The organism is Acidiphilium cryptum JF-5 (genome assembly GCF_000016725.1).
Classification (GTDB): domain Bacteria; phylum Pseudomonadota; class Alphaproteobacteria; order Acetobacterales; family Acetobacteraceae; genus Acidiphilium; species Acidiphilium multivorum.
Genome location: NC_009484.1, coordinates 980,249 through 994,645 on the forward strand (window position 1 = coordinate 980,249; position 14,397 = coordinate 994,645).

Here is a 14,397-nt window from a genome sequence, read left to right on the forward strand (position 1 = left end):
CCGCGCGCCTATCCGCCGGCGGCGAAGGGGGCGCGCCAGGGGGCGGCGATCAGGTCTGGCCAGGGACGCTGCCCGGCGGCGGGGAGGATGCGCAGCCGGATGAGGCGCGGCAGCGCGCCTGCCGGACCGGCCTCGTGCCAGGCGGGCGGCGCGCCCGGGCGCGCGGCCCACCAGTAACGCAGATCGATCGCGGCGATGTGGCGGGCGAGGATTTCGACATGGGCCGCGCCGGCCCGCGCCGCCTGCGGGTCGAGCGGCGGGCCGGTCGGCGCCGGCCGCCAGGCGAGGACGAGATCGCCGGACCGGGTGACGCCGATCTCGGCGAAGACGAGGCGATTCGACAGCGCGGCGGCGCGCGGCAGGGTGGTGACGAGGGCGAGGGTGTGCGGCGTCCCTGGCGGCTGGCCCGGACGGGCCTGGGCGATCAGCCGGCGCAGGGCGCGGAAGGTGGCCTGCCGGTCGGACGTGGCGGCGATCGTCGCGGTGGTGCGGCGATAGGTCGCGATGCCGAAATGGCTGGCCTGGGCGAGCCCCGCGAGCAGCAGGCCGAGCACGACCAGCGCGACCAGCATCTCCAGCAGGGTGAAGCCGGCCTCACGCCTCATGGCGGTGCGACGCGGATGGTCACCAGCGTCACCGTCCGTCCGGCGCGGCCCCAGCGCTCGCTGACCGACAGGCGCAGCGCCCGCAGCGGCGCGCCCTTCGCCACCGGCAGCGGCGCTGCCTCCTCGCGGTAGCGGAAGCCGCCGCCATCCTGCCCGGTGCGGACGTAGTGGCCGCGCGGCGCGAAGGCGGCGAGGGCGGCGAGGCGGGACTGCGCGCGTTCCACCGCCGCCGCCTCGCGCCCGCCGATGGCGACGCCCGCCGCGCCATCGAAGGCGGCGCGGTAGAGCACCGCGACCGCCAGCGCCGCGATGACGAAGGCGACCAGGGTTTCGAGCAGGATGAAGCCGCTATCGTGCCGGGACATCGGTGCTGATCCGTCCGGTCAGCCAGTCCACCGCCACGAGCGCCCGCGCGGCGCCGCGCGCGAGCAGCACCTGCCCTCCGGTCGCGCTGCCATCGGGGGAGAAGACGATCCGCCCCCAGCCGCGCGCGACCGGGCCGTGAAAGGCGATGGCGAGGCCGCGCGGCAGCCGCCCCGAAGCGGTGGGGCCGACCCAGCGCCCGTCCGCCGGCTCGATCGCGAAGGTGGCGGGCCGGCCGGTGGCGATCGCGACGGCGCGGGCGGTGCGCAGCGCCCCGGCGAGGGTGGCGGCGGCGGTTGCGGGGCCCTGGCCGATGCGCCGCCAGGGTGCCGCATTGGCGGCGAGCGTGAGGGCGAGGCCGAGAATGACGACGACGACGAGCAGTTCGAGCAGCGTGTAGCCGCGATCGTCAGGCGCGGGCTCAGTGGGCGCGGGCTCAGTGGGCGAGGGCATCGAGACCGAGCATGGCCAGCAGCAGCGAGGCGACGATGAAGCCGATCGCGCCGCCCATCACGATGGTGATGGCGGGAACCAGCAGCGAGACCAGCTTCTGCACGCCGAGCCGCGCGCGTTCCTCGTGGATCGCGGCGGCCCGCAGCGCCATGCGGCCGAGCTGGCCGGTTTCCTCGCCGAGGCGGAGCAGCTGCACCGTGCGCTCCGGCATCAGCCGTGCGGCGGCGAGACCGGCGGCGAGGCCCTTGCCGTGCCGCGCCGCATCCGCCGCCGTGGCGATGGCAAGGGCGGCGGCGCGGTTGCCGATCACGTTCTGCACGATCGCCATCGCCGGGACGAGGGCGACGCCATTGCCGAGCAGCGTGCCGAGCGTGCGGGTGAAGCGGGCCGCCAGCGCCTCGCGCAGCAGGGCGCCGAGCAGCGGCAGGCGGAGGACCAGACGGTCGAACCGCAGGCGCGGGGCGGGGCGGGCGAGCAGCAGGCGGATGCCGGGAATGGCGAGGGCGAACAGCGCCAGCGCATAGGGCCAGGACGCGGCGCAGGCCTGGCCAATCGTGAGCAGTAGGCGCGTGGTGGCGGGCAGGGGGACGCCGTTTTCGGCGAAGATCGGCACGAATTCGGGCAGCACGTTGGTGAGTAGGAAGACGATCGCGCCGGTCGCGGCGAGGGCGAGCAGGGCGGGGTAGGTGAGGCCGGCGATCATCGCGGCGCGCAGCGAGCGGTTGCGCTCCAGCAATTCGGCGAGGTCTTCGAGCGTCGCGGCGAGGGCGCCGGATTCCTCGCCGGCGCGCACCAGCCCGACATAGAAAGGCGGGAAGCTACGCGGCTCGTGGCCGAGCGCGCGCCAGAGGGCGGCGCCGTCGCGCACCTTGTCGCAGATCGCGAGGATGATGGCGCGGACGCGCGGGGTGGCGGCGGTGCCGGCGGCGAAACGCAAGGCGCGTTCGAGGTCGAGCCCGGCGCCGAGCATCGCGGCGAGTTCGCGGGTGAAATCGGCCAGCGCGTCGGCGCCGAGGCGGGGGGCGCCGCCGATGTCGCGGTTGAACAGGGCGAGCAGGCCGGCGCCGCGGCGCGGGGCGGCGCCGAGCAGGATCAGGCCGCGGCGCTTGATTGTCTCGATCGCCTCGGCCTCGCTCACCGCGTCGATGGCGAGGCGGGCGGGGGCGCCGGCGCGGTCGATCACCCGGAAAACGAAATCAGGCATGGTGGCGCGGCATCATGCGAGCAGACTTTCGGCGAGCGAGGTTTCGCCGGCCAGCACCGCATCGCGCGCGGCATCGGCCAGGCTGCGCAGGTCGGCGGCGCGGGCCAGCTCCGCCTCGCCGGCGCCGGCGGCGAGATGGGCGGCAAGCTCGGCGGTGGGAGTGAGGAATTCGGCGATCGCCATGCGGCCGCGATAGCCGGTGTTGCGGCATTCGGGGCAGCCGGCGGGATGGCTGAGCGGCGTGCCGGCGGCGATGCCGAGTTGCGCCGCCTCGGCCGGGCTTGCCGACGCGGTTCGCCGGCAGGCGGGGCAGAGCCGGCGGATCAGCCGCTGGGCGAGCACGCCGCGCAGCACCGAGGCGACGAGATAGGGTTCGAGCCCCATGTCGCGCAGGCGGGTCATGGTCGCGACCGCCGAATTGGTGTGCAGCGTCGAGAGCACGAGATGGCCGGTCAGCGCGGCGCGGGCGGCGATCTGCGCGGTTTCGAGGTCGCGGATTTCGCCGACCATGATCACGTTCGGGTCCTGCCGGAGGATGGCGCGGAGGAGCTGGGCGAAATCGAGCCCGATCTGCGGCTTGACCTGGCTCTGGCTGATGCCGGCGAGGCGGTATTCGATCGGGTCCTCGATGGTGACGATCTTGCGGCTGGCGCGGTCGAGGCCGAGCAGGGCGGTGTAGAGCGTCGTCGTCTTGCCGCTGCCGGTCGGGCCGGTGACGAGGACGATGCCGTTGGGTGCCGCGAGTGCGGCGCGGAAGGCGGCGACGATGGCGGGGTCGAGGCCGAGCGCGCCGAACTCGAAGGTCATCGCGCTGCGGTCGAGCACGCGGATGGCGATGGTCTCGCCATGCATCGTCGGGATCGAGGAGACGCGGAAATCGACCTCGTGGCCACGCACCGGCAGGCGGATGCGGCCATCCTGCGGCAGGCGGCGCTCGCCGATGTCGAGCCGCGCCATGATCTTGACCCGCGAGACGATGGCCGGCGCCATCGCCGCCGGGTGGGTTTCCGCCTCGACCAGCGCGCCGTCGTGACGGTAGCGGATGCGCAGGCGGTCTTCCTCGGGCTCGATATGGATGTCCGACGCGCGGGTTTCGACCGCGCGGGCGATGAGCTGGTTGACCAGGCGGATCACCGGCGCCTCGCTGGCGAGATCGCGCAGGCGTTCGGCATCCGCCTCGCTCGGCGCCGCCTCCTCGGCCACCGCCTCGGCCGCCGCCGTCTCGCCGGGATCGGGGTAGAGCCGGTCGAGCGCGGCATCGAGGTCGATCGGCACGGCGACGGCGCGGCGCACCGCGCAGCCGGTGGCCGCCGCCACCGCGCCGGCGGCGAAGCCATCGAACGGATCGACCATCGCGAGGTCGAGCACGCCCTCGGCCACGGCCAGCGGCAGCACCCGCGCATCGCGCAGGAAGCGGGGGCGCAGCCGCGTGGGCAGGACCGGGGCGGCGGGATAGGCGTCCGGCGCCAGCAGGGCGAGACCGAGGGCGGCGGCGGCGGCCTCGGCGAGGCTGCGCTCGCCGATCAGCCCGAGGCGGACCAGTGAAGCGCCGAGGCCGAGCCCGGTTTCCGCCGCCAGCGCCCGCGCCCGCGCGATGCCGAGGGAATCGACCAGCCCGGCCCGCAGCAGCGCCGTGCCGATGGCTGAACCGTCCTCATCCGGGCGCGTGGCGGCGTGATCGAGCATCGCATGTCTCTCGCGGAAACGTGTTTTTTACCTTATGCCCGAGCAAGCTGCCGCCGGAGCCGAAAACATATGACAGTTCAGGGAAATATTCTGGTTGCCGGCACCATTCTGGCATCACCCTTCATCGGCTCGTTCATCGGCACGCTGGTCGAGGACCTGCCGCGCGGCCTTCTGCTCGCGCGGCGGCGCTCGCGCTGCGATGCCTGCGCCACGCCGCTCGGCGCCGCCGACCTGGTGCCGCTGGCAAGCTACCTGCTGCGCCGCGGGCGCTGCGCGCATTGCGGTGCCGCGATCCCGCGCCGGCTGCTGCTGATCGAGCTGGCGACGCTGCTGCTGGCGGTCGTTATCGCCGTGCTGGATCCGGCGGGGCCGCGCGTGCCGCTCGATTTCGCCTTCGCGGCGACGCTGCTGGCCGCGGCGCTGATCGATCTCGACTGCCTGCGGCTGCCCGACGCGCTGACCCTGCCTCTGCTGCTGGCCGGGCTGGTCGTGACCGCGCTGCGGCAGCCTGAGGCGCTGCCGGCGCACGCGGCGGGCGCGGCGCTGGGCTATCTCGGCTTCACCGGGCTGCGCCTGCTCTGGCGGCGGCTGCGCGGGATCGACGCGCTGGGTGCGGGCGATGCGAAGCTGCTCGCGTCCGGCGCCGCCTGGCTGCCGCCCGCCGCCCTGCCCTGGGCGGTGGTGATCGCAGGGCTTGCCGGGCTGGCCGGGTTCGCCGCCTGGGCTGTGCTGCGCGCGGAGGCCGGCGGCGCGCCGCTCGCGCGGCAGAAGCTGCCGTTCGGCCCTGCGCTGGCATTCGGCCTGCTGGTGGTGCGGCTTGCGGCATGAATTGTCATCAAAGAAACATCAATCAATAACACACGAAAATTTTATTGCACGTAAAGTTGATCGTGTCGGGCGGCAAATATCGTCCGCGCTGATGTTCATTCTCAGACATGGAGATACCGATGCACGCCAGAAGGGCGGCCACGGCTTTGCGTACTCTTTTGCTTGCGGGTTCGGCGATGATCGCCGTCGCGGCGACCACGGGTTCAGGGCGCGCTGCCCCGGCGACCATCACCTCCAGCGGTCAGTATCTGACGCCGGCGGCGGCGCCGGGAGCGGTGTTCACCGCCCTCAATCCCGGCCTTGCCGACAATCCGTCCTATGTCGCCGGGCAGGCGATCAGCACCGCCGTCAGCCCCGATGGCAAGACGCTGCTGGTGCTGACGAGCGGTTATAACCTCGTGAACGACGCGAGCGGCAAGGTGATCCCGGCGGATTCGGAAGAGTATGTCTTCGTCTATGACATCTCGAACGACAAGCCGGTGCAGAAGCAGGTCCTCAAGGTGCCGAACACCTGGGCCGGCATCTCGTTCAGCCCGGATGGCCAGCATTTCTACGTCTCGGGCGGCGTTGACGACGACGTTCACACCTATGCGCTCGGCGCCAGCGGCTGGGCCGAAATCGGCACGCCGTTCGCGCTCGGTCATGCGGCGGTCGCGGGCAATCCGCTGAGCCAGGGTGGCGTCGGCTTCCTGGTGAAGCCGCAGGCGGCGGGCCTTGCCACCACGGCGGACGGCAAGTCGCTGCTGGTCGCCAATTTCTATAACGACAGCCTGTCGATCGTGCCGCTGTCGGGCGGCGTTCCCGGCGGCGCTGCGACCGAGGTGCAGCTGCGCCCCGGCGTGATCAACGCCGCGCAGGATGGCGTTGCGGGCGGCGAATATCCGTTCTGGGTCGTCGCCAACGGCAATTCGACCGCCTATGTCTCGAGCGAGCGGGATCGCGAGGTCGATGTCGTGTCGCTGACCGGCACGCCGCAGGTGACCGCGCGCATCAAGGTTGCGGGCAATCCGAACCGGATGGTGCTGAGTGCCGACGGCAAGTATCTCTACGTCGCGTGCGATAACGAGGCGGATGTCGAGGTGATTTCCACCGCGTCCAACACGGTGGTGGACACGATCCGCACCACCGCGCCGTCGTCTTATGTGGGCATGCCGAAATATTTCCACGGCACCGCGCCGAACTCGCTCGCCTTGTCGCGGGACGGCACGCGGCTCTACGTGACCAATGGCGGCACCAACTCGGTCGCGGTGATCGCGCTCAACACGGCGAAGCCGGAAGTCATCGGCCTGCTGCCGACCGGGTATTATCCGAACAGCGTCAGCGTCAGCCCCGATGGCAAGATGCTCTACGTGGTCAACGGCAAGAGCATGCCGGGGCCCAATCCGTGCAACGAGAAGCTGGCGGCCGACGTGCCGGCGAGTTGCACGCCGCTGCAGCACTATAACCAGTATATCCTCCAGCTCTCCAAGGCCGGCTTCCTGACGATGCCGGTGCCGGCGACCGAGGAGATGGAGGAGCTGACGCGGCTCGTTGCGCACAACAACCATTTCTCGTTCCACGAGAGCGCGCGCGACCGCTCGATGATGGCGTTCCTGCACCGCCACATCAAGCACATCATCTACATCATCCGCGAGAACCGCACCTATGACCAGATCCTCGGCGATCTCGGCGAGGGCAATGGCGATCCGGCGCTGGCGGAGTTCGGCAAGACCTATACGCCGAACGTGCATCGCGTCGCGTGGAACTTCGTCGATCTCGACAATTTCTACGATACCGCCGAGGTGAGCGGCAATGGCTGGCCCTGGAGCACCTCGGCCCGCGAGTCCGATTACGGCACCAAGGCGCTGCCGGTGAACTATGCCGGGCGTGGCCTGTCGTATGACTGGGAGGGCACCAATCGCAACGTCAATGTCGGCATCGCATCGCTCGCCGGCCGCAAGGCGGCCAACCCGCTCTATCCGGACGATCCCAACCTGCTGCCCGGCACCGGCAACGTCGCCGCGCCGGATGGGCCGCACGGCCAGGTGCAGCGGGGCTATCTGTGGGATGCGGCGCTGCGCGCGGGGCTGAGCATCCGCAACTACGGCTTCTTCATCGATCTCGGCCGCTACAACCTCTCGGGCGCGCTGGCGAAATACGGCATCCCCGAGATCAACGACGCCTACGCCCAGAAGATCAAGGTCGCCTATGCGACCAACCCCGACCTCGCGCCCTTTACCGATCCGTATTTCCGCGGGTTCGACAACACGATCGCCGATTACTACCGCGAGCAGGAATGGAGCCGCGAGTTCACCAACTATGTGCGGCACCACGACCTGCCCTCGCTCGAACTGGTGCGGCTGATGCACGACCACACCGGCAACTTCACCACCGCGCAGAACGGCGTGAACACGCCGGGCCTGCAAATTGCCGACAACGACTATGCGGTGGGCAAGCTGATCCAGACCGTCGCGCATTCGCCCTATGCCTCCTCGACCCTGATCTTCATCGTCGAGGACGACGCGCAGGACGGGCCGGATCATGTCGACGGGCATCGCAGCGAGGCCTTCGTGGTCGGGCCCTATGTGCGCCATCATGCCGTGGTTTCGGCGCGCTACAGCACGGTGAACATGATCCGCACGATGGAGGACATTCTCGGCATCGGGCCGATGACGCTGAACGACGCCTATGAACGGCCGATGACGGCAGTGTTCAGCCGCGACGACCGGAAGTGGACCTTCAACGCCGCCGTGCCGCAGCCGCTGAGCGCGACGACGCTGCCGATCAAGGCGCAGACACAGGACGAGCCGGAGTGGCAGCCGCTGCACAACGCCGCCTGGTGGGCGAATAAGACCAAGGGGTATGACTGGCGCAAGGAAGACGCCATCCCTGCCGTCGCCTACGACCACATCCTCTGGGAGGGCATGATGCCCGGCAAGCCCTATCCGACCGAGCGCAACGGCCGCGACTATTCGCGGTAACGCCTGAACCCGGGGTGGCGGCCGCTGCGCCGCCGCCCTGACCCCACGACGACGCAACCGGCCGGAGCAGAGCGCTCCGGCCGGTTTTCTTGTGGGTGGCGGTGGCCGGCCGGGCGGAGAGGCCCGACCCAAGGCAGGGTTTGGGCGGCGCTGCGGCGTCCGGCCGGGTCAGGATGTCCGGCCTTTTCCAGCCGGGCCGGATCGCGGGCTGACGCCGGCCGCAAAAAAAATCCGCCCCGACCCTGCCGGACCGAGGCGGGATTGCGGGAGAGAAGAGGCGGATCAGAACGTCATCCTGACGCCGCCATAGCCGGCGATCGGGCGGCCGGGATTGGCGGTGCGCGGATCGGTGACGCCGCCGGGGACGAAATTCCACGGCACGTCGGAGACCGGGCCGAACCCGCCATAGGTCTGGTAGGAGCGGTTTGTCACGTTATCGACCATGGCGAAGACGGTGACGCGCGGAGTGAGCTTGTAGGAGGCATAGACGTTGAACACCGCGTAGCCGCCAACGGGTTTCGTCAGGTTCGCCTCGTCGCCGAAGCGGTACTGGCTCGATTGCAGGATCGCGGTAGTGCCGAGCAGCAGACGTTCGGTGAGCTGGTAGGACAGGTCGATCGTGCCGCGATTGGCCGGGATGCCGGGGATGCGGTCGCCGGGGACGACGTGGATCTCGCCGTTCGCATCGGCGGCGGGGTTGGAGGGGCTGTTCAGTGTCAGCGCGTTCTGGAACGTCGCGTCGATATGCGCGAAGCCCAGGCGCAGGTTCAGCCTCGGCGTCGCGTAGACGAGATTGGCCTCGATTCCCTGACGGCGCGTGTTGCCGCTGTTGGTGTAGTATTGGAGATTGGGGTTGTAGAGGGTCGACTGATAAATGATGTCATCGTGAACGTCGGTGCGGAAAAGGTCGACGTTCCAGCGCAGCGTGCCGCCGGCGAAGCGGGCGAGGTGGAAGCGGGCGCCGAGTTCGAAGGTGCGGGCGACGACCTGTTTCAGGTTCGGATCGCCGACGAAGAAGTTCAGCAGCGAGCACGGGTTGGCGGCGCTGGCGCAGGAGAGTTCGGTTGGCGTCGGGTTGCGGTTGGTCTCGTCGACGCTGCCATAGAGGTCGAGCGTCTTGAGCGCGTGCCAGGTCAGGCCGATTTGCGGGTTGAACCGGTCATAGGCGTGATGGCCGGAGACCGGGCCGCCGAGCTTGTCCGCGAGGTCGATCTCGGCATTGTTGAAGCGCCCGGCGAGGGTGAGGTCGAGCCGGGGCGCGAGGGTGAAGACGTCGTTGAAGAAGAGGCCGAAATAGCGCGTCGTCGTGGCGACCTGCACCGGGTTGACGCCATCGGCCGGCTGGTCGACCGTCACCCCCGGGCCGATAAAGAGATGCGTCACCGGTGTGATGCCGCCGATCTGGGTGAAGGCGTTGAACATCGTGTTCGAGCCGTCGAAGCTCGCGCCGATCGTCAGGTGGTTGGGGTGGCGCAGCAGCCGGCTGTCGTTGATGAGCTGCACCGAGGCGCCATAGGCCTGCTGGTCGATCCCTTCATTGACGAGGCCGGAATAGATCCCGCCATTGAGAAAGTCGGGCACCGCCGCACCGCCACGCGTCGTCACCACGTCGCTCGTGCCGGCGTTGCAGAGGATGCCGGGCTGGCCGGGGCAGGCGGCGAGTTCTTCCGTCACGCCGTTCGGCAGGCGCTGCGAGAGATCGGCGAAATAGGCCAGCGCGTCGAGCGCGGTGTCGCCGTTCAGCGCGTAGCGCGCGGTGGCGCGGGTGGCGATGTATTTGTTGTAGACGGTGTTGGGGCCGGAGAAGATGCTGGCGATGTCGTAGTTCAGCGCCTGCACCGGGGTTGCGCCGGGATTGCCGAGCGCGTTGTCGGCGGCGATGACGCCGAGATGCAGTTCGGTGCGCGCGTTGCGCCAGCCGAGATCGGCATAGATCCGGGCGAGGCGGGAGGTCTGGGTCTGGCGGAAGCCGGAATCGTGGATCACGTCGGCGGCGAGATAGGCGGCGGTGCCGCCATGATGCACGCCATATTCGAGGCTGCCCGCCATCCTGCCATAGGAGCCGCCGGAGAGCGTGACCACGCCGCCCGGCGCGGTGAAGCCGTTCTTGAGCGTGACATCGAGCGCGCCGCCGAGCGCGTTCAGCCCGAAGGCGGGGTTGGCCGGCTGGAGGCTGGCGCTGCGGATCGCCTCGGGCGGGATCAGGTCCCAGTTCACCGTGTCGCCGAACGGATCGTTGAAGCGCATGCCGTCGAGATAGACGGCGACGCCTTCCGCCGTGCCGGTGACCGGCGAGGCGGTGAAGCCGTGGAAGTTGATGTCCGGCTGGAACGAGTTGCCATCGACATCGTTGATCGAGGCGCTCGGCACCGCGGCGAGGATGGCGCCGGTCAGGCTCGGAATCCCGGTGCGGTCGATCTCGGCCGGGCCGAGCACATGGGTGGCCTGGGGCAGCCTGTCGCGGCTGATCGCCGAGCCGGGCAGGGGGGTTGCGGCGATGACGTTAACGCGTGGCACCCGCACGATGGATGCGGAAGGCACGACCTGGGCAAGGGCAGCCGGCGCGAAGGCGCCGAGCAAAGGGAGGCAGAACGTCAGGCGGCGGATCATGCGGTGGCACTCCGATGTCTGCGACAATCCGAATGATCCGGGCGCATCTCGCCGGTCAGTCGGGATGGCGATGGAACGGTGAAGACCGCACCGCCACCTCCTCCGCGATTCCGGGACGCGGCAGCACGTCGATCAATTTTTAGTTATCAGCCCGTACCTGTGCCAGCACTGAGCGCGCCACGCACAGCGAATATAATTAATTCTTCACTCGGATCGCCGCGGCTCAGCCATCGTGCACGTCCAACGTAGATGGCGTCCGCTTATGGAATGTCCCGATGAACCGTGCAGGGGAGACAGGGAGCTGATAGCCCACGCGGCAATGCGCGGTATCGTTCGCGGCGGGGTAGTCCTTGAAGGCGTTGAGCAGGAAAATGATGCGCTCCATGGCATCGGCATATTCTTCCTCGACGCGAGGTCCGATGATCTCAGGAGATATGGGAATCATGGACATGCTCCTCTATTGCCAAAGCTGACTGCCGATGGGGGGAGTGAAACCTGAGAACCGCCGCCGGTCATGAGCAGCTTTCCTTCATCCACGCCACCCGCGCCATTATCAGCCCCCGGCGCAGCTTGCACCGCCGCGACAACCACGAATATCCCTGCCAGCAGGGCCAGGTTTTGCCGGGTGATGAAAGCCTCGAACTGCGCCCGCGCGGCGGCACCCAGATGGGCGGGCACGGTCTGGAACATGGCGATGATCTTATGCCGGATGGTCCATTGCGCCACGGGCATTGCCACCGGTGGCGGGGCAGGTGAGGCTGCCGGGGCCATCGCGTCCGTGCCCAACGTCCACACGTCCTGAAGCCAGAAGGGCGCGAGCATGGTGCTTTGCGCCTCACGCCGCAGCCAGTCCAGCAGTTGCCGGTCGGTTAGCCTGCTGCCGCCGCCGCCCAGCAGGATGTTGTAGAGATCCCGAATCTGAGCGGCGCAGTGCCAATCGAGTTTACGGAGGTTGTTAAGTTCATAAGCCCGCGCGCCACGCCTAAAATGCCAGTTTTGGTAGATCTGAAACCGCCGCATCGAAAGGACTCACGGCTTTGCGGGCGAATCAGCAGCGTTCCGGTGGGCAACCGAATCTTCAGGAACGGATGCGGCGGGAAGCAGCTGAACGTTTCCGGTGTCCGCTTTTGTTCCGCATAGGTGCTCATGACGAAGTCGTGTCATGGCGCCACCCGAGGCTCAATCAATCGTTATTTGGAGCGGATTTTAGTTAGGCGTGCAGCGTGAATCTTCGATGCGATGCCGGTGCCGATCGCTCGAATATGGTATCGATACAGGTCTCAGCGGCGCGCTCTTCGAATACGAGGAACCGAGCCATTGATGATGCGGATCATATCGTGCGACACACTATAATTCCGAAATCGAAACAGATGGTTGCGCTTCGACCCTATTCCCACTCTATGGTGCCGGGCGGCTTGCTGGTGATGTCATAGGTGACGCGGTTGATGCCGCGCACTTCGTTGACGATCCGCCCGGCGACACGCGTCAGGAAGCTCATGTCAAACGGGTAGACGTCGGCTGTCATTCCGTCAGTGCTGGTGACGGCGCGCAGGGCGCAGGCGAAGTCGTAGGTGCGGCCGTCGCCCATCACGCCGACGCTGCGCACCGGTAGCAGGGCCACGAAGGCCTGCCAGATCGCGTCATACAGGCCGGCATTGCGGATTTCCTCGAGATAGATCGCATCTGCCTTCTGCAGGATGCGGACCTTCTCGCGGTCGACCGGGCCGGGGATGCGGATGGCAAGGCCGGGGCCGGGGAAGGGATGGCGGCCGACGATGGTCTCGGGCAGCCCCAGCTCGCGGCCGAGTTCGCGCACCTCGTCCTTGAAGAGTTCGCGCAGCGGCTCGACCAGTTTCATCCGCATCCGGTCGGGCAGGCCGCCGACATTGTGGTGCGACTTGATGACGGCGCTGGGCCCGCCGCGAGCGGAGACGCTTTCGATCACGTCCGGATACAGCGTGCCCTGGGCGAGGAAATCGGCGCCGCCGAGATTCTTCGCCTCTTCCTCGAACACCTCGATGAACAGGCGGCCGATCGTCTTGCGCTTCACCTCCGGATCGGTGACGCCCTCGAGAGCCGCGAAGAACAGGTCCGATGCGTCTCGATGCACCAGTCGTATGTTGAAGCGGTCGCGGAAGACGCGCACGACCTCGTCCGCCTCGCCGGCGCGGAGCAGGCCGTGATCGACGAAGATGCAGACGAGCTGGTCGCCGATCGCCTCGTGGATCAGGGCCGCCGCGACCGAGGAATCGACGCCGCCGGACAGGCCGCAGATCACCCGCCCGGTGCCGACCTGGGCGCGGATCGCATCGCGCGCGGTCTCGCGGAAATTCGCCATCGTCCAGCCGCCCGCAAGGCCGCAGACCTTGTGCGCGAAATTCGCGAGCAGGCGGGCGCCGTCCGGCGTGTGGACGACCTCGGGATGGAACTGCACGCCGTAGATGCGCCGCGCATCGTCGGCGATGGCGGCGAAGGGCGCGCCTTCGCTCACCGCCACCGCGCGGAAGCCGGGCGGCAGCGCGGTCACCCGGTCGCCATGGCTCATCCAGACCTGGGCGCGCTGGCCCCTGGCCCAGACGCCCTCGAACAACGCGCAGTCCGCGGTGACGTCGATGAAGGCGCGGCCGAACTCGCGATGGTCCGACCCTTCCACCGCGCCGCCCAGCGCATCGCAGATCGCCTGCTCGCCGTAGCAGATGCCGAGCACCGGCACGCCGGCGCCGAACACGTCGGCCGGGGGCTTCGGCGCGACCTCCTCGATCACGCTCGCCGGGCCGCCGGAAAGGATGATGCCCTTCGGCGCAAAAGCCGCCATGCGCGCCGGATCGGCGTCGAATGGCCAGATTTCGCAATAGACGCCGGTCTCGCGCAGGCGGCGCGCGATCAGCTGCGTCACCTGGCTGCCGAAATCGAGGATGAGGATGCGGTCTGCGGAGGGTGCGTCGGACATGCCGCCTCAACAGCACGCCACGCGGCCGGGTTCAATCCCTCCGGGCCGCGCGGCGCTCACGGCTGCCGCCCGTCAGACGACGTGTTCGGCGAAGAAGGCGAGGCTGCGATGCTCGGCGATCTCGTTGGCGCGGGGGTTGAAGCTCGGCCGGTCGTGGCAGCCGAAGCCATGCTCGGCACCCGGGTAGACGAAAATTCCGACATCCGGCTGCGCCTTGCGGATCGACTCGACATCCGCCAGCGGAATGCCCTTGTCCTCGGCGCCGAAATGCAGCTGCACCGGGCAGTTCGGCTTTTCCGACCTTGTGGCGGCGATGCCGCCGCCATACCAGCCGATCGCCGCCTTGAAGCTCTTGCTCCGTGTCGCCCCCCACCAGGCGATGGTGCCGCCCCAGCAATAGCCGATGATCCCCGTGGGCCGCGGCGAAAGGGCGGCGGCCGAGGCCTCGATGTCGCGCATCACGGCCTCGTCGGTGATCTCGGCGCGGAGGGCGAGGCCCTTGTCGCGCCCGGCGGCGTCGTAGCCGAGTTCGACGCCGCGCTCGACCCGGTCGAACAGCGCCGGGGTGACGACCCGGTAGCCGAACGAGGCCAGGTGATCGGAGATCTGCCGCATGTGCGAATTCACGCCGAAGATTTCCTGCACGATCACGATGCCTCGCTGCGAGGCGGTGTCGCCGGCGGCATAGGCCTGGAATTTGTGCCCGCAGGAGGCGGTCAGGTTGATCATCTCACCCAT

General features: G+C 68.8%; 12 protein-coding genes. 2 read left to right on the forward strand and 10 right to left on the reverse strand.

The annotated features are described in order from the left end of the window. Positions 1–8: 8 nt before the first annotated feature. The 5 genes from ACRY_RS06880 to ACRY_RS06900 are packed head-to-tail and all read right to left on the reverse strand — an operon-like array spanning position 9 to position 4,311. Positions 9–605 carry a prepilin-type N-terminal cleavage/methylation domain-containing protein gene (locus ACRY_RS06880; RefSeq protein ID WP_011941850.1) on the reverse strand — a complete coding sequence of 199 codons (597 nt, stop codon included), beginning with the start codon at positions 603–605 and terminating at the stop codon, positions 9–11. Then, positions 602–970, reverse strand: coding sequence for a type II secretion system protein (locus tag ACRY_RS06885; RefSeq protein ID WP_011941851.1), 369 nt, complete (start codon positions 968–970; stop codon positions 602–604). Before ACRY_RS06885 ends, ACRY_RS06880 begins: the two co-directional genes overlap by 4 nt. Then, complete coding sequence (locus ACRY_RS06890) at positions 954–1,421, reverse strand: GspH/FimT family pseudopilin (RefSeq protein WP_011941852.1); 468 nt, start codon at positions 1,419–1,421, stop codon at positions 954–956. The genes ACRY_RS06885 and ACRY_RS06890 overlap by 17 nt, the downstream gene beginning before the upstream one ends. Beyond that, positions 1,405–2,625 carry a type II secretion system F family protein gene (locus ACRY_RS06895; protein ID WP_011941853.1) on the reverse strand — a complete coding sequence of 407 codons (1,221 nt, stop codon included), beginning with the start codon at positions 2,623–2,625 and terminating at the stop codon, positions 1,405–1,407. Before ACRY_RS06895 ends, ACRY_RS06890 begins: the two co-directional genes overlap by 17 nt. 12 nt (positions 2,626–2,637) lie before the next feature. Further along, positions 2,638–4,311: a GspE/PulE family protein gene (locus ACRY_RS06900; RefSeq protein ID WP_011941854.1), complete on the reverse strand. Its 1,674-nt coding sequence runs from the start codon at positions 4,309–4,311 to the stop codon at positions 2,638–2,640. Positions 4,312–4,380: 69 nt separating this feature from the next. Between ACRY_RS06900 and ACRY_RS06905 the strand changes: the two genes are divergently transcribed. Next, positions 4,381–5,139 (forward strand): prepilin peptidase, encoded by a 759-nt coding sequence (locus ACRY_RS06905; protein ID WP_011941855.1) that lies wholly within the window; start codon positions 4,381–4,383, stop codon positions 5,137–5,139. A 119-nt stretch (positions 5,140–5,258) separates the two neighbouring features. Then, positions 5,259–8,099, forward strand: a complete 2,841-nt coding sequence (locus tag ACRY_RS06910; protein WP_011941856.1) for a bifunctional YncE family protein/alkaline phosphatase family protein — start codon at positions 5,259–5,261, stop codon at positions 8,097–8,099. Between the two features lie 282 nt (positions 8,100–8,381). Here the strand turns inward: ACRY_RS06910 and ACRY_RS06915 are convergent, their stop codons facing one another. From ACRY_RS06915 to ACRY_RS06935, 5 genes are all read right to left on the reverse strand, one after another. Next, positions 8,382–10,709 carry a TonB-dependent receptor gene (locus tag ACRY_RS06915; RefSeq protein WP_007421347.1) on the reverse strand — a complete coding sequence of 776 codons (2,328 nt, stop codon included), beginning with the start codon at positions 10,707–10,709 and terminating at the stop codon, positions 8,382–8,384. 223 nt (positions 10,710–10,932) lie between these two features. After that, positions 10,933–11,154 carry a hypothetical protein gene (locus ACRY_RS06920; protein WP_011941857.1) on the reverse strand — a complete coding sequence of 74 codons (222 nt, stop codon included), beginning with the start codon at positions 11,152–11,154 and terminating at the stop codon, positions 10,933–10,935. Further along, a complete protein-coding gene (locus ACRY_RS06925) occupies positions 11,151–11,729 on the reverse strand; it encodes a hypothetical protein (protein ID WP_011941858.1) in 579 nt (192 codons plus the stop codon). The genes ACRY_RS06920 and ACRY_RS06925 overlap by 4 nt, the downstream gene beginning before the upstream one ends. Positions 11,730–12,096: 367 nt before the next feature. Next, the gene (guaA, locus tag ACRY_RS06930; RefSeq protein ID WP_007424436.1) at positions 12,097–13,659 is read right to left on the reverse strand and encodes a glutamine-hydrolyzing GMP synthase; all 1,563 of its coding nucleotides are present in this window, start codon (positions 13,657–13,659) and stop codon (positions 12,097–12,099) included. A 72-nt stretch (positions 13,660–13,731) separates the two neighbouring features. Then, a complete protein-coding gene (locus tag ACRY_RS06935) occupies positions 13,732–14,397 on the reverse strand; it encodes a dienelactone hydrolase family protein (protein WP_011941859.1) in 666 nt (221 codons plus the stop codon).

Coding starts and splice junctions, on each gene's coding strand:
- ACRY_RS06890 (WP_011941852.1), bottom strand. CDS start 1,421: ATGCCCTCGCCCACTGAGCCCGCGCCCACTGAGCCCGCGCCTGACGAT.
- ACRY_RS06935 (WP_011941859.1), bottom strand. CDS start 14,397: ATGGGTGAGATGATCAACCTGACCGCCTCCTGCGGGCACAAATTCCAG.
- ACRY_RS06900 (WP_011941854.1), bottom strand. CDS start 4,311: ATGCTCGATCACGCCGCCACGCGCCCGGATGAGGACGGTTCAGCCATC.
- ACRY_RS06910 (WP_011941856.1), top strand. CDS start 5,259: ATGCACGCCAGAAGGGCGGCCACGGCTTTGCGTACTCTTTTGCTTGCG.
- guaA (WP_007424436.1), bottom strand. CDS start 13,659: ATGTCCGACGCACCCTCCGCAGACCGCATCCTCATCCTCGATTTCGGC.
- ACRY_RS06915 (WP_007421347.1), bottom strand. CDS start 10,709: ATGATCCGCCGCCTGACGTTCTGCCTCCCTTTGCTCGGCGCCTTCGCG.
- ACRY_RS06880 (WP_011941850.1), bottom strand. CDS start 605: ATGAGGCGTGAGGCCGGCTTCACCCTGCTGGAGATGCTGGTCGCGCTG.
- ACRY_RS06925 (WP_011941858.1), bottom strand. CDS start 11,729: ATGCGGCGGTTTCAGATCTACCAAAACTGGCATTTTAGGCGTGGCGCG.
- ACRY_RS06905 (WP_011941855.1), top strand. CDS start 4,381: ATGACAGTTCAGGGAAATATTCTGGTTGCCGGCACCATTCTGGCATCA.
- ACRY_RS06920 (WP_011941857.1), bottom strand. CDS start 11,154: ATGATTCCCATATCTCCTGAGATCATCGGACCTCGCGTCGAGGAAGAA.
- ACRY_RS06885 (WP_011941851.1), bottom strand. CDS start 970: ATGTCCCGGCACGATAGCGGCTTCATCCTGCTCGAAACCCTGGTCGCC.
- ACRY_RS06895 (WP_011941853.1), bottom strand. CDS start 2,625: ATGCCTGATTTCGTTTTCCGGGTGATCGACCGCGCCGGCGCCCCCGCC.